The sequence below is a fragment of the Paenibacillus vietnamensis genome, assembly GCF_020169515.1.
Taxonomy (GTDB): Bacteria; Bacillota; Bacilli; order Paenibacillales; family Paenibacillaceae; genus Pristimantibacillus; species Pristimantibacillus vietnamensis.
In genome coordinates, this window is sequence record NZ_JAHMHW010000014.1 from 1 (window position 1) to 19,778 (window position 19,778).

16 protein-coding genes are annotated in these 19,778 nt (G+C 54.2%); all 16 read left to right on the forward strand.

Annotation, left to right across the window (positions count from 1 at the left end):
* Nucleotides 1–367: 367 nt before the first annotated feature.
* The 16 genes from KP806_RS20920 (at nucleotide 368) to KP806_RS20995 (ending at nucleotide 19,752) form a co-directional block, all read left to right on the forward strand.
* The gene (locus tag KP806_RS20920; protein ID WP_224725693.1) at nucleotides 368–3,520 is read left to right on the forward strand and encodes a S8 family serine peptidase; all 3,153 of its coding nucleotides are present in this window, start codon (nucleotides 368–370) and stop codon (nucleotides 3,518–3,520) included.
* A 17-nt stretch (nucleotides 3,521–3,537) separates the two neighbouring features.
* Entirely contained in the window at nucleotides 3,538–3,804 is a 267-nt protein-coding gene (locus KP806_RS20925) for a DUF1146 domain-containing protein (RefSeq protein WP_224725694.1), read from the forward strand.
* A gap of 299 nt (nucleotides 3,805–4,103) precedes the next feature.
* Nucleotides 4,104–5,540: a UDP-N-acetylglucosamine 1-carboxyvinyltransferase gene (gene murA, locus KP806_RS20930; protein ID WP_224725695.1), complete on the forward strand. Its 1,437-nt coding sequence runs from the start codon at nucleotides 4,104–4,106 to the stop codon at nucleotides 5,538–5,540.
* Nucleotides 5,541–5,677: 137 nt separating this feature from the next.
* Nucleotides 5,678–6,655 carry a LacI family DNA-binding transcriptional regulator gene (locus KP806_RS20935; RefSeq protein ID WP_224725696.1) on the forward strand — a complete coding sequence of 326 codons (978 nt, stop codon included), beginning with the start codon at nucleotides 5,678–5,680 and terminating at the stop codon, nucleotides 6,653–6,655.
* A 230-nt stretch (nucleotides 6,656–6,885) separates the two neighbouring features.
* Nucleotides 6,886–8,136, forward strand: a complete 1,251-nt coding sequence (locus KP806_RS20940; RefSeq protein ID WP_397376420.1) for an ABC transporter substrate-binding protein — start codon at nucleotides 6,886–6,888, stop codon at nucleotides 8,134–8,136.
* Nucleotides 8,137–8,241: 105 nt separating this feature from the next.
* Nucleotides 8,242–9,126, forward strand: coding sequence for a carbohydrate ABC transporter permease (locus KP806_RS20945; protein WP_224725698.1), 885 nt, complete (start codon nucleotides 8,242–8,244; stop codon nucleotides 9,124–9,126).
* Complete coding sequence (locus KP806_RS20950) at nucleotides 9,126–9,953, forward strand: carbohydrate ABC transporter permease (protein WP_224725699.1); 828 nt, start codon at nucleotides 9,126–9,128, stop codon at nucleotides 9,951–9,953. Before KP806_RS20945 ends, KP806_RS20950 begins: the two co-directional genes overlap by 1 nt.
* A 72-nt stretch (nucleotides 9,954–10,025) precedes the next feature.
* Nucleotides 10,026–11,441: a glycoside hydrolase family 32 protein gene (locus tag KP806_RS20955; protein WP_224725700.1), complete on the forward strand. Its 1,416-nt coding sequence runs from the start codon at nucleotides 10,026–10,028 to the stop codon at nucleotides 11,439–11,441.
* A 244-nt stretch (nucleotides 11,442–11,685) separates the two neighbouring features.
* On the forward strand, nucleotides 11,686–13,092 hold the full coding sequence (locus KP806_RS20960) for an efflux RND transporter periplasmic adaptor subunit (protein ID WP_224725701.1): 1,407 nt from the start codon (nucleotides 11,686–11,688) through the stop codon (nucleotides 13,090–13,092).
* A complete protein-coding gene (locus tag KP806_RS20965) occupies nucleotides 13,089–13,847 on the forward strand; it encodes an ABC transporter ATP-binding protein (protein ID WP_224725702.1) in 759 nt (252 codons plus the stop codon). The genes KP806_RS20960 and KP806_RS20965 overlap by 4 nt, the downstream gene beginning before the upstream one ends.
* Nucleotides 13,789–14,961 carry an ABC transporter permease gene (locus tag KP806_RS20970; RefSeq protein WP_224725703.1) on the forward strand — a complete coding sequence of 391 codons (1,173 nt, stop codon included), beginning with the start codon at nucleotides 13,789–13,791 and terminating at the stop codon, nucleotides 14,959–14,961. The genes KP806_RS20965 and KP806_RS20970 overlap by 59 nt, the downstream gene beginning before the upstream one ends.
* Before the next feature lie 142 nt (nucleotides 14,962–15,103).
* Entirely contained in the window at nucleotides 15,104–16,297 is a 1,194-nt protein-coding gene (gene spoIID, locus KP806_RS20975; RefSeq protein ID WP_224725704.1) for a stage II sporulation protein D, read from the forward strand.
* A 78-nt stretch (nucleotides 16,298–16,375) separates the two neighbouring features.
* The gene (locus KP806_RS20980) at nucleotides 16,376–17,119 is read left to right on the forward strand and encodes a M23 family metallopeptidase (RefSeq protein ID WP_224725705.1); all 744 of its coding nucleotides are present in this window, start codon (nucleotides 16,376–16,378) and stop codon (nucleotides 17,117–17,119) included.
* Between the two features lie 190 nt (nucleotides 17,120–17,309).
* Nucleotides 17,310–17,597: a sporulation transcriptional regulator SpoIIID gene (gene spoIIID, locus KP806_RS20985; protein WP_087569465.1), complete on the forward strand. Its 288-nt coding sequence runs from the start codon at nucleotides 17,310–17,312 to the stop codon at nucleotides 17,595–17,597.
* Between the two features lie 124 nt (nucleotides 17,598–17,721).
* Nucleotides 17,722–18,714, forward strand: a complete 993-nt coding sequence (mreB, locus tag KP806_RS20990) for a rod shape-determining protein MreB (RefSeq protein ID WP_224725706.1) — start codon at nucleotides 17,722–17,724, stop codon at nucleotides 18,712–18,714.
* Between the two features lie 174 nt (nucleotides 18,715–18,888).
* A complete protein-coding gene (locus KP806_RS20995; RefSeq protein ID WP_224725707.1) occupies nucleotides 18,889–19,752 on the forward strand; it encodes a flagellar hook-basal body protein in 864 nt (287 codons plus the stop codon).
* Nucleotides 19,753–19,778: the final 26 nt, after the last annotated feature.

Sequence of the window (19,778 nt, forward strand, 5' to 3'; positions counted from 1 at the left end):
TCCCGACTCCTGAACGTCTCCTGAACTTTTTTGCTTCATTCTCCCCTTAGCTCAGGAAAAAGATCTTCTTCTCCATCCTGAGCTGAGGGGAGAGTGGCTAAAAGAAACCGTAGCCTGATGATTCCCTTGAAATAAGTGATAGTAAACAACAGCCAACGATATCGGTTGCCGTTTGGCAAGCGCGATTCGAGTTTGATTTCCTGATGATCATGTCAATATGCCTTATGATGTTTTAAAGCTGGAAATTATGGGGATTAACGCGTGTTAATGTAGGCCTTTGGGCCTTTTGTGGCGGCGGAACAAGGGATTGCTGCAAGAGGCTAGAATTTAAAACTTTATGAAAAAGATACATAAAAGCAGAAGTTCGATGTTGAAACGTAGCCAATTTACTATATCCATAAAAAGGCAGCTTCAAAAAGTGCTGCTCGTTTTTTGCTGTGCCGCCGCGGCGGGTAACGGCTCCGCCGCGCTTGCGCCGCAGGCGCCTGTGGCGCGAGCGGCTGCGGCTGCGCCCGCCGCCGCCGAAGCCGCAGAGCAGCCGCAAAGCTGGCTGCTCAAATGGCGCGACCCCGCGCTCGCAACCGAGCTGCGCGGGACGCAAGTGCTCCGCCGCCAAGATGAGGCGGCGGTTATGCTCGTGCGTCCAGCCGCCGACGGCGCTGACGCAGAAGCATGGCTGGCCCGGCTGCGGAGCACGCCGGGCGTGGAATATGTGCACCCGAATTTCGGGGTGCACATCTTGCGTTCTGACGCATCGGCGCAGAACGCTGAAGCCGCCGCGCCTGATAGCTCCAAATCTGCCGCGACTGAAAGCGCAGCGACCGACGCTGCAGCCGCCGGCTCTGGGGAATCCGCGCAAGCTGCGAATCAGGCGCAAACCACCGCCTCCTCCGACCCGGCCGCACCTGACAGCGCGGCATCCGACGCCTCAGGCGCGTCCAAAACCGCATACGCGCCAGAGGTTGCAGCGTCCGCCGGCTCGGCCGCACCAGCGTCGTCCGATTCGTCGCAGATTGCGGCAGCGTCAACAGCCGCAACGATCAAGGCGAACGACCCCGAGCTGCCGAAGCAGCTTTACCTGAACCAGATCGGCGTACCCAAAGCCTGGCAGACCGCACGCAATCAGACGGGGCTGACCATTGCGATCGTCGATACGGGCGTGGACCTTGACCATCCGGATCTAAAGGGGAACTTGGTGCCCGGCAAAAATCTGGTCGACCCTGAAGCCCCGCCCGAAGACGACAACGGACACGGGACAAGCGTGGCAGGGATCATCGGAGCAGTAGGCAACAATAAGCTCGGCATAGCGGGCATTCTTTGGAATGCGAAGATTATGCCGATCAAAGCACTGGATGACCGCGGGGACGGCACCGAGCAGGAGCTTGGCGAAGGGATTTTGTACGCGGTGAGAAACGGGGCCAAAATCGTCGTGCTCTCCGTCGGTCTGCACCGGTATTCGCCTTATATGCTGGATATCGTGGAATATGCCGAAAGCAAGGGAGTGCTGCTCGTCGCTGCCGCCGGCAATGACGGGCAGTCCCTCGGGTCCAAAGCGGCCGTCAAATACCCGGCAGCTTATCCGACGGTGCTCGCCGTCGGGGGAGTGAAGGCGAACAATACGGCGGATCCGCGCTCAAACCCGGGCAGCGAGCTGGATTTGGCCGCACCGTGGAACGTGTTTACAACCGCTGTCGGCGGTTTATATAAGAAAGAAGAAGGGACCTCGATGGCTGCTCCGCAAGCGGCGGCCGCCGCGGCATTGGTATGGGCGAGCCACAAATCGCTAAAGCCGTACCAAATCCGCGAACTGCTGCGCCAGACCGCTAAGGACATCGGCGCTGCGGGCGTGGACCGCAGCTCGGGCTATGGCGTGCTTCAGGTTGATCAGGCCGTTCGCGCTTCCTTGAAGCCGGACCGCTTCGAGCCGAACGGCACATCCGGGACGGCGTCCGGATTCCCTCTTCAAACGCAGCTTTCCGCCGTGCTGAACGGCGCTTCGGATCAGGATTGGTACGCAATCGAGGTCCCCTACGACGGGACTTTAACGATCCGGTACGAAGGGCTCGTTCCAAGCGGCAAGGCAGTGCCTCCGGTGAGAACGACGCATTTTGCAAACGGGAAGCAGCAAGCTTTCTCCGATACGAAGCTGGCCAGCCGCTCTATGGATTTCAAAGTCAAAAAAGGCAAGCAGCTCATCAAACTGGCGCTTCTCAATCAAAGCGCCGCTTCGCCGCTTCCGTACAAGCTGACCTCCAGCTTTACGATGAAAGCGGACGATTACGAGCAGAACGACAAGTCCTATGAAGCGACTACGCTTCAGCCCCGGACGCAGTCCGTAACGGGCAACTTCCATCAAACGGCCGATCGGGACTGGTTCGCGGTAACGTTCAAGCAGGGCGGCAAGTTAAGCTTGACCTTAAGCGCCAATACGGCCAGAATCGACCCGGGTCTCGCCGTTCAAAAAGCGGGACAGCAGCTGACTCTTTACGACGACGAAGGGGAGGGAGAGACGGAAAACTCACCAGTCATAACTGTCACGCCAGGTAAATATTATATTCGTGTTCACAATGCGATTTCATCGGAGGCGAGTCCCACCATCGGCACTTACAAGCTGGAAATGGATTATACACCGATCTATGACGATCCGAACGAACCGAATGATAAGTCTTACGAAGCGTTTTTGGCGAAGCCGGGCACCGAGTATGTAGGTGTAATCGGCAGCTACAGCGACACCGACTGGTTTCAGTACCGTACAGCCGCCCAAAGCATTGTCAGTTTAGCCATTACCGGAGTTCCGGCTGACCGGAATTTGAAGCTGACCGTCTACGACAAACGTATGAAACAGCTGACGACGGCATCCACCGGCGCCAGCGGCAAGCTTCAAACGGAAGAACTGAGGCTCGGTGCCGATGTCTATTACGTGAAGCTGGCGGCCGACGCGCCCTTCGACAAGCAGTATTACCGGCTAAAAATCAAATCGGAGGAGCTCGTGGCCGGCTACCGTGATATTAAAAATCACTGGGCCGAGAACGAAATTGTTGAGTTAAACAAAAGGGGTATCATAAGCGGAACGGGAGAAAGCCGATTCGAGCCGAAGAGGGCGATAACGAGAGCCGAAGCGGTAGCCATGGTTGTTAAGGCCTACAAGCCGCCCGCTAGCGGGCCGGCGCAGGCCAAGACGTTCAAGGATGTCAAAGCGGGCCACTGGGCATCGGATGCGATTAAGAGAGCCGTGCAGCAGGGCTGGGTCAAAGGCTACCCGGACGGAAGCTTCAAGCCGGATCAGCCCGTTACGCGCGCGGAAATGGCATTTATTATCGGCTATGCGGACGGCATAAAGCCGAAGCTGCCCGTCGTCAATCCGTTTGACGATGTGAAGCGTTCGGCCTGGTCGGCGCCGATGCTGTTCGCAATGAAGCAGAGCGGGATCATCGAAGGCATCGAAGACGGTTTGTTTAAGCCAAATCAGAAGGCAAGCCGGGCCGATTTTACGGTGCTGCTGCACCGGATTATTACGTAACAGTTACGGGAGGATTCATGAACGCGGATAACGGGGTTTACGCCGATCTGCAGAACTACTCCGGCATAACCGGATTGTTCTCGATCGTCATTGTCATTCTTTCAATTATCATTGTGTGGGTCGTGCTTCAGGAAGTGAAGTGGGAGGCCATTTTCAAATTTCCGCGAAGTCCGAAGGCCCGAATTTTTCAAGTTATCGCGGCCATCGTCATCGGCCATTTGCTTGCAAAATTTATGCTTGAATATTGGGGATATACCGTACTTCTACGGGCTTTTGTCGAATAACAAATGCGAAACATGTCAACAATGGTAATACATGACGGTATGAAAATGCGACCGGCTTACGAATAGGTATTTATTGGGACCCAGTTTGCTTTGAAAACGCATTTTTGTCCCCGAAAAATGCCGATTTTCAAGAGTTTGAGCAGGACTCTGTCGAGTAAAGCGCATTCAAAAAGTGGCAAATATTTTAAGCTTGTCGATTGGTGTAAATGTTGATAAGATGTAGTTTGAGTTTGGCGTAGTGTACCAATTTATTCACGATTTAGGTAATCGAATTTGCAGTTCGCGGAGGGAACCAAAAGATGACTAAAATTATCGTCCGCGGGGGCCAGCGTTTAAAGGGAACGGTCCGTGTCAGCGGAGCAAAAAATGCAGTACTTCCCATCTTGGCTGCCTCATTATTGGCGACAGAAGGAGACAGCGTCATCTGTGACGTTCCCCTCCTCGACGACGTTATGACGATCCAGAAGGTGCTTGCTTCTTTAGGAGCGCAATTATCCTATAACAACGAAACGATGAAAATCTCGGTTCCGGTGATTTCTTCTTACGAAGCGCCTTACGAGCTCATCCGCAAAATGCGGGCATCCTTCCTTGTGATGGGGCCGCTGCTTGCGCGCATAGGCAGAGTCCGGATTTCCTTGCCGGGCGGCTGCGCGATCGGGACACGTCCGATCGACCAGCATTTGAAGGGCTTTGAGGCGATGGGCGCGGAAATTACATTGGGGCAAGGTTTTATTGAAGCCAAGACAAAAACCCGTCTCAAAGGCGCAAAAATTTATTTGGACGTTGCCAGCGTAGGCGCAACGGAGAATATTATGATGGCTGCGGCTCTGGCCGAAGGCACAACCATTCTTGAAAATGCAGCCAAGGAACCGGAAATCGTAGACCTGGCTAATTACATCAACGCCATGGGCGGCAAGGTTCGCGGCGCGGGCACCGGAGTGATCCGCATCGAGGGCGTGGACCGCATGCATGGAGCAAAGCATAATGTTATACCTGACCGCGTAGAAGCGGGTACTTATATGATTGCGGCGGCCATTACGGGCGGGGACGTGTTCGTGGAAGGCGCCATTGCCGATCACTTGACTCCGGTCATTTCGAAGCTTCAAGAGATGGGCGTAGAAATTACCGAAAGCGACAACGGTCTTCGCGTCCGCTCCGGCGACGTTCTGAAATCAGTCGATGTCAAAACGCTCCCGCATCCGGGCTTCCCGACGGATATGCAATCGCAAATGATGGCGCTGCTGCTTGTATCCCAAGGGACCAGCGTAGTGACCGAAACGGTATTCGAAAACCGGTTCATGCATGTTGACGAATTCCAGAAGATGAATGCGCAAATCAAGGTGGAAGGGCGATCGGCGATCGTTAGCGGCGGTTTGCCGCTTACCGGCGCAAAGGTATGCGCAACCGATTTGCGCGCCGGCGCAGCCTTGATCTGTGCGGCGCTTCGCGCCGAAGGCGAGACTGAAGTTACCGGCCTGCACCATGTCGACCGCGGTTATGTCAATATTACCGGCAAGCTGGCGGCGCTTGGCGCGAACATTATCCGCGTGGAAGCGGAGGGCGACGGCGTTCCGGCGGCGGTTACGACCGTTCCGGCAAAAGCGTCTGCGGCTGCAGCTTCAGCCAAGCTCGTACCTGTAGCCGTAGCCGCTTCGGCAGCGGCAGACAGTGAATCGGCTTCCTACAAACGCGAGAAAGAAGTGGCCGTACTGAAGATTCAGCCTACCTGGGCATAAGCCATAAAGCGACCATCGAAAAAGCTGTTGCAAACCAGCCCCATCCGGCTCGTTTGCAACAGTTTTTTTGAATTTTTAGGCCTTTATAGGCTTCGCATGATATGCTCTTATAGAGAATGAGAAAAGGAGCGGCAAACATGGCAACGATTCACGATGTGGCGAAAAAAGCCAAAGTATCCGTGACGACGGTTTCCCGCGTTCTGAATAACCGGGGCTACATAAGCGAGGCGACGAGAGCGAAGGTTTTCAAGGTTATGGAGCAGCTGAATTATCAGCCGAATGAAATTGCGCGTTCCCTGCTAAGAAAGCAGTCGAACGTGATCGGACTTATTATTCCTAATGTCGCTCATCCGTTTTTCGGAGAATTCGCGAACCACGTGGAAAATTACGCATACGGGAAAGGCTTTAAAATGCTGCTGTGCAATTCACAGCTCGATCCGGTCAAGGAAAAGGATTATATCGATATGCTGAAGCGCAATCGCGTCGATGGCATCATCATGGGAAGCCATACCTTGCAAGTTGAGGAATATATCCATCTGAACTCGCCGATCGTAACGATCGACCGGCAGATCGGAACGGATATTCCCTATATTTCCTCGGATAACCGGATGGGCGGGAGCATGGCGGCCAAGCTGCTGCTCGCGCAAGGCTGCCGGAAAATCGCTCATATATGCGGCAACCTGGAGCTCCAGCTGCTAGCGAACCGGCGGACCGAAGCGTTTCTTGAAGTCATGAAGGAGAACGGTATGGAGCCGGTTGTCGTACAAACGGATATAGACGTCTTTCAGCAGCTGCAGTACGGAAGGATCATACGCCGGCTTTTCGAGGAGCATCCGGATATTGACGGTTTGTTTGCGACCAGCGATATTATCGCCGCCTTTGTCATTAAGGAATGCGCGGCAATCGGCAAACGTGTCCCGGAGGATGTCAAAATCATCGGCTATGACGACATTAATGCAGCCAGCTGGATGATGCCGCCGATCACGACGATTAAGCAGCCGATCGAACAAATGGCGCAAATGGCCGTAGACCTGATTTTGCAGCAAATGAACGAAGAGGAGTACCGGCCCGAAAATGTTCTCCCGGTATCGTTAATCGAGCGGGCAACAACATAATATTTGGCTGAGAAAACCCTTGATAATCAAGGGTTTTTTTATGTTTCCAATATTATGTCAAACGGTTGATATGTCAAACGTTTGACATACGAAGGTGACAGCTATATAATACGGAATGTAAGCGGTTTATGAATGATTTGAGTCGTATCGTCTAAACCTATGAAATATCGGGGGGTATTTACATGAAAACGATGAAATGGATGAAGGTTCTGGCGTTGTCTCTTGCAGTTATGATGTTTGTTGCTGCTTGCGGAAAAAATGAGCAGCAGGAAAGCGGTTCCGGAGTAAAGATTACGCTGCTGAATTCAAAAGGCGAAATTCAATCCCAGCTGGAGGCGGCGGCAGCGGCCTTCAAAGAGGACTATCCGGATATTACGCTGGAAATTATCCCGGTACCGGCCGGCCAATCCCCGTTTGAAAAGGCGTCCGCGTTGTACGCGTCCGGTAACCCGGCTACGATAACGATGCTCGATACCGGCGATGTGGAGAAGTTTAAGGACCGGATCCTGGACTTAAGCGGAGAGAAGTGGATGGCGGATGCGGTTGACCGCAGCACCTCGCTCACGACGTTTGACGGCAAAAATTATGCATTCCCGCTCGCCATTGAAGGTTATGGCTTTATTTATAACAAAGCCGTTGTCGATCAGGCGGTAGGAGGCTCCTTTGACCCGGCAACGATTACGACGACCGATGCGCTCGAGCAGCTCTTCCAGAAAATCGAAGCGTCAGGAAAAGCTCCGCTCATCGTTTCGCCGATGGACTGGTCGCTTGGCGCCCACTACTTGCCGCTGGCCTATGCCGGCCAATCCAGCGATCCGGCCGCAGTGGCACGGTTCGTGGAGGATCTGAAGGCAGGCAAAGTTGATCTTGCAAGCAACAGTGTGTTTAACGGATTGCTGGATACGTTTGATTTGATGGCAAAGTACAACATTGATAAGAAATCGCCTTTGTCCGGCACTTATGAGAGAGGCCCTGAGGTACTGGGCAAAGGGGAAGTGGGCATCTGGTTCCAGGGCAACTGGGCATGGCCGCAAATCAGCAGCTTTGATACGGCAAGCGGCCAATACGGCTTCCTGCCTGTACCGGTCAGCAACAATGCGGACGATTTTGGCAACACCCAAATCTCTTCCGCGGTATCGAAACGTCTCGTTCTCGACAAAGAAAAGAATACGGCAGAGCAGCAAGCCGCGGCCAAAACGTTCCTGGAGTGGATGGTATACAGCGAGAAGGGTCAGGATTTCCTGGTCAATCAGGCGAACATCATTCCCGCATTCAAGAACATTAAGCTCGAAGCGAAGGATCCGCTTGCCAAATCGATTTCCGACTATATTGCGAAAGGAAAATCAGAGGAGTCGATGAGCACGCTGCCGGCCGACCACTGGGCGAAAATCGGAGCTTCCATGCAAAAATATTTGGCGGGAGCGGCCGACCGTGCAACGCTGCTGACGGAAATTCAGGATTATTGGAAGACGGTTAAATAAGGAAGGGATACGAACGCCGGCTTGCCCTGCCGGATAGCGGGGCAGGCCGGTCTTATCTTTAACGCCGGTGAACCGGCAAAACTTAAATGAATGCGGGGGATCATGATGACGACGGAAAAAGGGCTGTGGGATCGTTTGAGACTGCGGCTGCTCTTTACCGGTCCTACTTTATTCGCTTTTCTTGCTGTAATGATCGTTCCATTCCTGTACGGGATCTACTTGACCTTTACGAATTGGGACGGCATTTCTACGACAAGCACTTTTGTCGGAGTTGAAAATTATTTTTCCGTTTTTCAGGATACGGTGTTCTGGAAATCCTTTTTGTTAACGCTCAAATATGTATTCGTTACCGTCGTTCTGATTAATGCGTTTGCTTTTTTGCTTGCTTATGCTTTGACGAGCGGGTTAAAGGGACAAAGCTTGTTCCGGGCCGGTTTTTTTATTCCGAATCTGGTCGGCGGCATTGTGCTCGGATTTGTCTGGCAGTTCATTTTCTCCAACGTTCTGGTGTATTTGGGCAAGGAGCTGAGCTTTCCATTATTCGGCGATTCATGGCTGGCTGACCCGAATAAAGCGTTCTGGGCGATGATTATCGTCACGGTATGGCAGTATGCGGGTTATATGATGGTTATTTATGTAGCCGGACTGATGAACGTACCGAACGACATTATGGAGGCGGCAAGCATCGACGGTGCAAGCCTGCTGACGAAACTGCGCAAAATGGTTTTGCCGCTCATGGTGCCTTCTTTTATCGTCTGTATTTTTCTCTCCCTGCAAAGGGGCTTCATGGTTTATGACCTGAACATTTCCCTGACAAAGGGCGGTCCTTTCAAAAGCACGGAGATGGTCTCGATGCATGTTTACGAAAAGGCGTTTCTTTCGAGGGATTACGGCGTAGGCCAAGCGGAAGCGTTTGTCCTGTTCCTGCTGGTCGCGATCATTACGATTGCACAGGTGTACTTCAGCAAAAAAATGGAGGTAGAGGCGTAATGCATAAATCGAATGCCGCGCTCGACTGGACCAAATTCGGCGCCCTCCTGATCGGCTTGCTTCTGTTTGTTTTTCCGTTTCTGCTGCTGCTTGTCAATTCCTTCAAAGAAAACAAGGCGATTACGTCAAGTCCGCTTTCGCTGCCGAAGAGCTTAAATATCTCCAACTACTCGGATGCATTCGAAAGAATGGATTACGTATCGGGGTTTACGAATTCCATTGTAATCACCGTGCTCAGCGTTTTGCTGATTTCTTTGTTAGCGGCGATGACCGCTCATTATTTTGTTCGAAATCAGTCCAGGCTTAATCAATACACGTTTTTCCTGATGGTTGCCGCCATGATTATCCCGTTTCAGGCGATTATGATTCCGCTTGTCAAAATTTACGGTTCCATCGGTTTTCTGGACAGCAAGTGGGCATTGATTTATATGTACATCGGATTTGGCAGTCCGCTTGCGGTGTTCATTTATCACGGCTTCGTTAAAAGCATTCCGGCAGAGCTGGAGGAAGCGGCTCTAATGGACGGCTGTACCCGGACACAAACCTTTTTCCGTATCGTCTTTCCGGTGCTGACGCCGACTACGGTGACGATCGCGATTTTGAATGTGCTGTGGATCTGGAATGACTTCCTTCTGCCGTCGCTGGTACTAATTGCGCCTGAAGAGCGGACGCTGCCGCTGTCGACTTTTTACTTTTTCGGCACGTACACCGTTGACTACGGCCCGTTGATGGCGGGGCTCATGCTTACCATATTGCCCGTGTTAATCGTTTATTTATTCGCACAGAAGTATATCATTCAAGGTGTTATGCAAGGTTCCATTAAATAAAAAGTAAGGGTTGGATGCTTTATTCTGTACACAAGAGAGAATGCCGACCAGTTTATTGCCGAAAGAAAATATTTGCTGAACGACCAATACCGGCTTGCTTATCATTTGATGGGCGAGTTCGGCTGGATGAACGATCCGAACGGATTTATTTTCTACAACGGCCGATATCATATGTTCTACCAGCATTACCCGTTTCAGCCCGTATGGGGACCGATGCACTGGGGGCATGCGGTGAGCAGCGATTTGATGAATTGGACATACCAGCCGGTGGCGCTTGCTCCGGACCAAGACTATGACCGCGACGGATGCTTCTCCGGCAGTGCCGTTCAGATGGGCGGGAAGCTGTATTTAATGTATACAGGCCATATCGTGACAGGGCCGGACAAAGATCGGGACTATCAGCAAAATCAGAATCTTGCCGTTTCAACGGACGGCATCCGTTTTGAGAAGCTGGCAAACAACCCCGTACTCGGCCCGGAGCAAATTCCGGCGGGCGCAAGTCCGAAGGACTTTCGTGACCCGAAGGTTTTCGAGCGCGAGGGCATTTATTATGCGGTGCTTGGCTCGAATGACGGCGAGAGCAAAGGTTTGATTTTATTGTATCGCTCGCTTGATCTCCTCAAATGGGATTACGTGGGCGAGGTCGCGCGGAGCGACGGCCAAATGGGCGACAACTGGGAATGTCCGGATGTGTTTGAATTGGACGGATACGATGTGCTGATGCTGTCTCCGCAGCGGATGCCCGCACAAGGCGATGATTATCAAAACCTCCATTCAACGGCTTATATGATCGGACGTCTGGATACGGAGTCGGGCCGCTTTCATTACGACCGGTACGAGCAGGTGGATTGCGGCTTTGACTTCTATGCACCTCAGACGACGATTGACGATAAAGGCAGACGGATCGTCATGGGCTGGATGGAGACGTGGGAGACGGAAATTCCGACTCAGCTCGGACATTACTGGGCGGGCGCCATGTCGATGCCCCGTGAAGTAACGATGCGCGGAGATCAATTGCTGTTTCAGCCGCTGGAAGAAACGAAGGCTTTCCGCAGCAATGGCTTTAAGGCGTCGAATTTGAGTTTGGACGGCTTGCGGGACATGAGAGTATGCGGAGATTGTTACGAGCTTGAAGTTGTATTCCGCGCAGAAGAAGCGAAGGAGTTCGGTTTAAAGCTTCGAACCGGCGGAGAGGAAGAAACGCTTATCGCTTACCGTCCTGAGGAGTGCCTTGTTCGCTTTAACCGGGATCGTTCCGGCATCGGCCTCGGAGGCGAACGCAGAACCAAGGTCGAGCTGCAGGAAGGTCATCTGGCTCTTCGGATATTCGTCGACAAATCTTCCGTTGAAGTATTTATTCAAGGCGGGGAGAAGGTAATGACCGGCCGTATTTACCCGGGTCCCCAATCCCAGGGGATACAGGTTTTTTCGGAAGGCGCCTGCACGGTTGTTTCCTTTAAGAAGTGGGATATTAGATTAGACCAGTAAGAGAGCTTTCATTTTATAGGGGCTCATTTGGATTTGGAACGGAACTTTCATGAACGGCACCCTCGCGGATTAAGCCGAGTGACAGGTCAGGCAACTGACTTTCACCGATCGGCAAGCCCGGGGGTGCCTTTTTTGTGTTTTTGGAAATATAGCTGCTTCCGCCCGTCAGGATGTTCATGCTGCGTTCATTTTCCGGTGCTATAGTGGGCGTGAACCAAGACCGATGGAAGGTGGAATGGCGTACATGAAGAGATGGGCATTATGGATCGGGGTCGTAATCGTGCTGGCCGCCGCGGGGTCAGGAGTGTACTATTATTATTTTATGCGCGGCGAGGCTGCTGCGGTGCAAACGTCAACCTCGCGGACGGTACAGGCCGGCAGAAGCGATATCGAGGTGAAAATAAGCGGAAGCGGGACGGTGAACGCCGATTCCAGGGCTACGGTGACTGCCGGGACGAACGGCACGATCGAGAAGCTTGGTTTTAAGGCGGGAGACAAGGTTAAAAAGGGACAAGTTCTGGCGGCGTTTGAAATGGAGGATGTAAGCATCCAGATCAGGCAGCTGGAGCTTAATATGAAAAAGCAGGAGCTGCAGATGACGCAGTACGAAACCCAGTATAAAGAAGCGACGGGAACCGAGAACGAAGCGGAGACGAAGCAGTCGCTGACGAACAGCATGGAGCTGTTAAAGCTGGACATCGAGCAAAACCGGCAATCGTTGGACGATTTGTACGAGCAGCAGGAGGAGACGCTGCAGGTCGTCGCCCCGATCGACGGTACCGTGACGGCGAGCGATATCGAAGCCGGCGACGAGGTGCAGGGGAGCGCGGTCATAGCTGAAATTGTAAATTACGAAGCCCTTACCTTTGTCGTTCAGGTGGACGAGTTGGATATCCCTGATTTAAAGCTCGATCAGACCGCGAAGGTTCATTTGAACGCATTGCCGGACAAGGTTTATGAAGGCAAAGTTGTAGACATCGCGAAGGAAGGGACGGCTTCGAATGGGGTTGCGGCTTATGACGTTACGGTTTCTCTAACCGATATCGACGGAATTATCGCGGGGATGTCGGGCTCGATCGATATCGTCATCGAATCCAAGCAGGACGTTGTTGTCGTGCCCGCCGATGCGGTGGTAGAGATGCGCGGCGCCACCTACGTGCGGGTGCCTGGCGCAGCGGGCGCGCAAGGCGCTGCCGACGGAGCGCAGCAGGGCACTGCGGGCGCGCAAGGCGCTGCCGGCGGAGCGCAGCAGGGCGCAGCGGGCGCGCAAGGTGCTGCCGGCGGAACGCGGCAGGGAGCAACGGGCGCCCAGGGCGCGGCCGGCGGCCAGCGGACCAATGGCGCTGCGGCCGGGGGCAATACGGCCCGGGCAGGCGGCATGCAGATGGAAGGGCAGTTGGTCGCGGTTGAGGTCGGCATAAGCGATGAAACTTATGTAGAAATCGTTTCGGGGCTGAAGGAGGGCGATTCCGTGCTCGTTCCGCTGCCCCAGGGAACGGTCGGTACGGCTGCGGCCCAGACGCAAACGCAAATCATGGCGCCTGGCGGCTTCGGCGGCATGGGAGGACAATTCCCGGGCGGCGGCATGGGCGGCGGAGGCGTACGCGGCGGCACCGGCGGAGCCGTCAGAACGCAAGGCGGTGGACAATGAGCGAGCGGGAATCGGCCGTCTTAATCGATATTCGGGAGCTGTCCAAGTCGTATGTGATGGGGCGCGAGGTGGTCACGGTTCTGAAGCAGGTATCGCTTCAAGTCAGGCAGGGGGATTTTATGGCGATTGTCGGGCCCTCCGGGTCGGGCAAATCCACGCTCATGAACGTGATCGGCTGTCTGGACTCTCCTTCGGAAGGAAGCTACAGGCTTGACGGGACCGAGGTAAGGGGCTTAAGCGACAATAAGCTTGCAGAAATCCGGAACCGCAAAATCGGGTTTATTTTTCAGGGCTTTCATTTGCTGCCGAGGCTTACGGCTTTCGAAAATGTAGAGCTCCCGCTCATCTATGGAGGGCTTTCAGCCAAAGCGAGGAAAGAGCGGGCGCTCAAGGCGCTAAGCCAGGTCGGCCTCGAGCAGCGCATGCACCACCGGCCGAGCGAGCTATCCGGCGGACAGCAGCAGCGCGTGGCGATCGCGCGGGCGCTGGCGACGCATCCGCCGATTTTGCTGGCCGATGAGCCGACCGGAGCGCTGGATACGAAAACCGGACAAGAGGTGCTCGCGCTGATCGAGGATTTGAACCGGGAAGGGCATACCATCGTGCTGATCACCCACGATATGGATGTGGCAAACCGAGCGAAACGGACCGTCATTATGAGGGACGGCGTGCTCAGCGAGCAAAGGAGTGAGGGCGATGAAGCTGACGCAAGGCTTCCGGATGGCTTTGAAAAGCGTCTTGTCGAACAAGCTTAGGACGGCGCTGTCCATGCTCGGCATTCTGATCGGAGTCGCCACCGTCATCGCGCTTGTCGCAATGGGCGAAGGCTCCTCGCGGCAGGTGGAGGAGCAGGTGGCGACGCTGGGCACGAATATGCTGTCCGTCACCATCACCGGCAGAGGGACGGAGACGACGCTGTCGAAGGAAGAAGCGATGGAATTCGCCGACATTCCGAACGTCGCCGGCATATCTCCTGTCGTGAGCAGCTCGTCCTCAGTCAAATACGAGAAAACGAGCGCTACTGTAACGGTCGAGGGCATCACGCCGGAATATGAAGCTGTCAACGATTTTAGCGTGCAGTCGGGCCGCTACATTGCTTCTATAGATGAAAGGAACACCCAGAAGGTTGCTCTTATCGGCGTAACGACGGCAAACGATTTGTTCGGAACGGACGATCCGGTAGGCAAAATCATTTTGATCAACGGGCTGAGATTTACGGTTGTCGGCTTGCTCGAGGCCAAGGGCAGCTCGCTTACGGGCTCCAACGACGAGAAAATATTGATTCCGCTGTCCACGGCGCAAAGGATTTTCCAGAGCGTCGGCGTGCGCCAGGTGTATATCCAGGTGACGGATATGGATCTGATGGATGCTGTCATGGCGCTCCTCGAGGTCCGGCTGACCGAGAAATTCCGCGGAGATTCCGAAAGTTACCGCATCTTTAATCAGGAAGACGCCATGGAAACGTTAAGCTCGGTTAACGAAACGATGAACACGATGCTGGTCGGCGTCGCGGCGATTTCGCTGGTCGTCGGCGGCATCGGCATTATGAACATCATGCTCGTTTCCGTCACGGAGCGTACGAGGGAGATCGGCATCCGGAAATCGCTGGGCGCGAAGCGCCGGGACATTCTCTTTCAGTTTTTGGTAGAAGCCGTGACGATCAGCGGCTTTGGCGGGGTGCTGGGCATCTTGCTGGGATACGCCGCTTCCATCGTCATCGGCAGAGTGATGGATACCGAGACGGCCGTATCGACGGATATGGTGCTTGCAGCTTTCGTATTTTCGGCGGTTGTCGGCGTTATTTTCGGTATTTTTCCTGCCAACAAAGCCGCCGGACTGAGGCCCGTAGAGGCGCTCAGGCACGATTGATGCGAAAGGCCGCCCTATTCCGGCGGGTTCTACCCTACTATTCGGACTCATAGAATAAAACCATCAAGGCTGGATTAAGAGAGTGGCGTAAGTTCAATATTCAGTGCTTACAGCCGTCCGGCCAGGATGGGAAGGGGTAGGCATGAGAAGAAGAATAGGGCGGCCGCCATGGCGCTCGAATCACCCGTTTGTAGGACGCATATGGCAATGGTTTGGAGTAGGGATGCTGCTGGGCGCGACAGTCGTCTTCATCCGGCTGTCCGTGACGGAAATTTCCGCCGGCAGGGATGTGTCGCAGCTGCCCGCTTTTGGCGCCGGTACGGCGGACTCCGCGCGGACCGTGCCGGATCAGGCGGGTCTGAAGGGACAAGCCGGTACCGGATCGGCCAAGCCCGCGCGGGGGGACGATTCCGGCCGGGCGGCCAGCGGCGGCGGCAAGGGCGGGACGAAAGAGGAAACTGAAGCTGAAGGAGCTCTCGACCGGATTAGCGTCCGGATTTATTTGACGGAGGAAAACCGCATTGAAACCGTGCCGCTGGAGACGTACGTGCAGGGCGTTCTGGCCGGGGAAATGCCGATAGACTTCGAGCTGGAGGCGCTGAAGGCGCAGGCGATCGCGGCGCGGACGTATATCGTCCGGCGTTTGTCGCTCGGGGACCGGAGCGGGATGAATACGGACAAGGCCGACGTGACGGATACGATCGAGCATCAGGTGTACGTGCCGGTCGCTCAGCTTGCGCGCAAGTGGACAGGCGATCAGGAGAAGGCTAATCTCGCAAAGCTGAAGCGGGCTGTAGAGGAGACGAGAGGGCTTGTCATCACCTACGGGGGTGAGCCGATCCAGGCGGCTTTCTTCTCTACCAGCAACGGATATACGGAAAATTCCGAGGAATACTGGGATCAGCCGCTTCCGTATTTGCGAAGCGTAGCGAGCCCGTGGGATGCGGATATTTCCCCGCGCTATAAGGAAACCGTGACGATCACAAAGGAGCAGTTTTATGCAAAAATGGGTCTAACCGGCAAAAAAGCGTCCGCAAAGCTTTCTATTAAAGTGACCGACAGGACGGACGGCAACCGCATCAAATCGCTTACCATCAATGGAGAACCGTTCAGCGGCAGAGAGGTTCGCGAGCGTCTCGGCCTGGCTTCCTCCCAATTCGCTTGGTCGGTCAAGAAGGATGCCGTCACGATCACCACCTACGGGTACGGCCACGGCGTCGGCATGAGCCAATGGGGCGCAAACGGAATGGCGCAGGACGGCAAGCAGGCGGAGGATATTTTGCGCTATTACTATACCGGAACGAAGGTCGAACAAGCTTCGAAGCTTCCAATCTGAGAAAACTCTTAAAAATGTATATCATCTCACGTATAAACCTAGCAGTTCTGGCAACAATGGCTAGTGAGGTGATAGCAAATGAATGATCAAAACAAACCAAAGCAAAGACCAGAAGAAACTCCCAAAAACAATGTCCTGGGAGAAACGTCTGCCGCCAAATCTAGCAGTGGACTGAAGAACCTGTTTGCAAAGAGATGGGTATCTCCAGCAATCTTCATGGCCGCGGCAGCAATTATCGTAACCTTAATGTGGATCTATCAGGGAGCGGATCAATCGAGTCCTACGACGGGACCGGCCGATATCACTGATGTTTCGCAAGGGGATGAAGGTACTGCAGCGCAAGGTCAAAATGATGAAACGCCGGTGGTCTCGGCAGGAGACGAAGCGGTCAAATGGCCGGTTGTCGACATTGCCGCTCTCAAGGTAGAGCGTCCGTACTTCGACGTAAACGCACCGGAATCGGAACAGGAAGCGGCTCTCGTGCAAGTGGGCAACGAATTTGTGCCGAACACGGGAATCGATATCGTCAGCCCTTCCGGCGACACCTTCGATGTACTGGCAGCCTTGTCGGGTAAAGTTACGCATGTGGAGCAGCACGCGACGAACGGCAACGTAATCGAGATTACTCATGCCGACGGTCTCGTGACGGTATACCAAAGCGTAGCCGAGGTTCAAGTTGCGGAAGGCGACGATGTGCTGCAAGGCACAAAAATCGCGATTGCCGGCCGCAGCGACGTCGGACGCGATCTGGGCATCCACCTTCATTATGAGACGCTTAAGGACGGCAAGGCGATCAATCCGAGCTCGCTCATCAAGGAGTAAATGTTCCAGGCAAGCGAGTGTACATGAGAAAATAGGTCTAAAGTCTTACAGGCAGGGGCGAAACCCCTGCCTGTTTTTCATTTTTCTGAAAAATTATTCACATTCCTGCCTGTCAGGCTTGGCCATAACGAATATATACCCACTCGACTCATATAATGTACCAAACTATCTCGAGTAGGGAGGCGGGAACGTGCACGATTACATTAAGGAGCGAACCATAAAAATAGGCCGCTGCATCGTGGAAACGAAGCATACGGTGCGTACGATCGCCAAAGAATTCGGCGTATCTAAAAGTACGGTGCACAAGGACCTCACTGAGCGGCTTCCTGAGATAAACCCCGATCTGGCCGATCAGGTTAAGCACATTCTCGAGTACCACAAATCGATCAGGCATTTGAGGGGAGGAGAAGCGACCAAGATCAAGTACAAGAAAACGAGCTCGAAGAAACGGGAAGTGCTGGCGGCAGGTAAAGTATGAGATTTTTTCGCGAATTATAGAGGAAATTGGTCTTTTTTGGCGAATAATATACGGCAACGGTTTCCAAGTCAAGGGAGCTATTTGTACGTTACGTAATCATTATTCGTTGGGGGACTTAAGGCTTATGTTAAGCAAGGATATCGGCATCGATTTAGGTACGGCTAATGTATCTATTCACGTGAAAGGAAGAGGCGTTGTTCTCGATGAGCCTTCGGTCGTTGCGATTGAAAGCGATTCGAAGAGAGTGCTGGCCGTCGGCGAGGAAGCGCACCGCATGGTCGGGCGCACGCCGGGCAATATTGTGGCTATCCGTCCTTTGCGGGACGGGGTCATCGCGGATTTTGAAATTACGGAAATTATGCTCAAAGCCTTCATCGACCGTGTTGAAGGGAGAAAGTGGTTAAGCCGTCCCCGCATGTTGATTTGCGCACCAACGAATATTACCTCGGTAGAACAGAAGGCCATTCGCGAGGCCGCGGAACGAAGCGGCGCGAAGGAAGTTTTTCTTGAGGATGAACCGAAGGCAGCCGCGATCGGGGCTGGAATGGATATTTTCCAGCCCAGCGGCAATATGGTCGTAGACATTGGCGGAGGCACGACGGATGTTGCCGTTATTTCGATGGGCGACGTCGTCACCGCCTCTTCTATTAAGATCGCGGGGGACAAGTTCGACGACGCGATTATGAAGTTTATCAAAAATAAGTACAAGCTCCTGATCGGCGAAAGAACGAGCGAGGAAATCAAGATCAAGATCGGAACGGTCATTGAGAACGGACGCCGGGAGGAGATCGACATCCGCGGACGGGACATGGTGTCCGGTCTTCCGCTCACGGTTACGATCCGTTCGGACGAGGTGCGCGAAGCGGTGTGGGATCCGATCATGTCGATCGTCTCTACGGCCAAAGCGGTCCTGGAGCAAACGCCGCCGGAGCTGTCGTCGGACATTATCGACCGCGGCGTTATTCTGACCGGCGGCGGAGCGCTGCTGGACGGGCTTGATGCCCTGCTCGCGGAGGAGCTGAAGGTTCCCGTGCTGATCGCCGAGGACCCGATGCACTGCGTAGTGAAAGGGACGGGCATCCTGCTGGATCACTTGGACAAGCTCAGGAAGAAGTAAGGAGGACGGCGTCTGCTGTAATCAGCTTAACTGCGCGGGTAGGGAGCCATAGGGGGGCGAAGCCGAGGCGCAGGTAAGTCGCAGGTCGCATGGACATGCTATAAAGGCAGCCTTGCTTTCAACCGATAATATATAAAGCAAGTACGATTGGAAGCGGACCGGGAGGTTACAGCAATGCTAAGAGGTTTATATACCGCAGCATCGGGCATGATCGCCCAGCAGCGGCGGCACGATACGGTAACGAACAATATTTCCAACATCAATACGCCGGGCTATAAGCAGACGAACGCGGTTACGCGGTCGTTTCCGGAGATGCTTTTGTCCCTGACCGGAGCGGGGCCGGAGAATGCCAAGACGATAGGCAAGTTAACGAGCGGCATATTCGCCGAGGAGAGCTTGTCTATCCATCTGCAGGGCGATTTGATGCAGACGAACAACTCCTCGGATTTTGCGCTGATTTCCAATATTGACCTGGACGGAATTGCGTTTGACGCATCGGGCAAATATGTGGCGCCGGACGGCGAGGTCACGTATCAGCCGCAGGCCTTCTTTACCCTCCAGGATCAGAACGGAGAGCAGCGCTTCACGAGGGGCGGCAAATTTTCGCTGACTGAGCAGGGGTTTCTAATGTCCGGCGACGGCTCCAGCGTGCTCGGTACGGATGGACAGCCTATACGGATGCCAGAAGGGGTAGGGCTTGACCGCCTGCTGCTGACGGACGACCAGCGGTTCGTGGACTCGGACGGTACGGATATCGGGGTACAGCTGCTGATCAGCCGGATCGATAATCCGAATCAGCTTGTGCGCGAAGGGAACGGGAATTTCCGGTTTGCGACGGAGGACGGGGAAGCGGTGCCGATCGCAGCGGACGAGCGCGTTGAAGTCAAGCAGGGCTATGTCGAGCGCTCCAACGTGGACGCCGCTCAGGCGGCCGTCGATCTGATGTCGGCGCTGCGCGCGTATGAAGCGAATCAGAAGGTCATCCAATTTTATGACCAAAGCTTGAACAAGGCCGTGAACGATGTCGGGCGCATCTAGCGGAGACGGAGATTAAGGAGGTGCTG

Excerpts from the sequence above, each read along its gene's own strand:
- KP806_RS20920 (WP_224725693.1), top strand. The coding sequence starts at position 368 with ATGTTGAAACGTAGCCAATTTACTATATCCATAAAAAGGCAGCTTCAA.
- KP806_RS20925 (WP_224725694.1), top strand. The coding sequence starts at position 3,538 with ATGAACGCGGATAACGGGGTTTACGCCGATCTGCAGAACTACTCCGGC.
- murA (WP_224725695.1), top strand. The coding sequence starts at position 4,104 with ATGACTAAAATTATCGTCCGCGGGGGCCAGCGTTTAAAGGGAACGGTC.
- KP806_RS20935 (WP_224725696.1), top strand. The coding sequence starts at position 5,678 with ATGGCAACGATTCACGATGTGGCGAAAAAAGCCAAAGTATCCGTGACG.
- KP806_RS20940 (WP_397376420.1), top strand. The coding sequence starts at position 6,886 with ATGATGTTTGTTGCTGCTTGCGGAAAAAATGAGCAGCAGGAAAGCGGT.
- KP806_RS20945 (WP_224725698.1), top strand. The coding sequence starts at position 8,242 with ATGACGACGGAAAAAGGGCTGTGGGATCGTTTGAGACTGCGGCTGCTC.
- KP806_RS20950 (WP_224725699.1), top strand. The coding sequence starts at position 9,126 with ATGCATAAATCGAATGCCGCGCTCGACTGGACCAAATTCGGCGCCCTC.
- KP806_RS20960 (WP_224725701.1), top strand. The coding sequence starts at position 11,686 with ATGAAGAGATGGGCATTATGGATCGGGGTCGTAATCGTGCTGGCCGCC.
- KP806_RS20965 (WP_224725702.1), top strand. The coding sequence starts at position 13,089 with ATGAGCGAGCGGGAATCGGCCGTCTTAATCGATATTCGGGAGCTGTCC.
- KP806_RS20970 (WP_224725703.1), top strand. The coding sequence starts at position 13,789 with ATGAAGCTGACGCAAGGCTTCCGGATGGCTTTGAAAAGCGTCTTGTCG.
- spoIID (WP_224725704.1), top strand. The coding sequence starts at position 15,104 with ATGAGAAGAAGAATAGGGCGGCCGCCATGGCGCTCGAATCACCCGTTT.
- KP806_RS20980 (WP_224725705.1), top strand. The coding sequence starts at position 16,376 with ATGAATGATCAAAACAAACCAAAGCAAAGACCAGAAGAAACTCCCAAA.
- mreB (WP_224725706.1), top strand. The coding sequence starts at position 17,722 with ATGTTAAGCAAGGATATCGGCATCGATTTAGGTACGGCTAATGTATCT.
- KP806_RS20995 (WP_224725707.1), top strand. The coding sequence starts at position 18,889 with ATGCTAAGAGGTTTATATACCGCAGCATCGGGCATGATCGCCCAGCAG.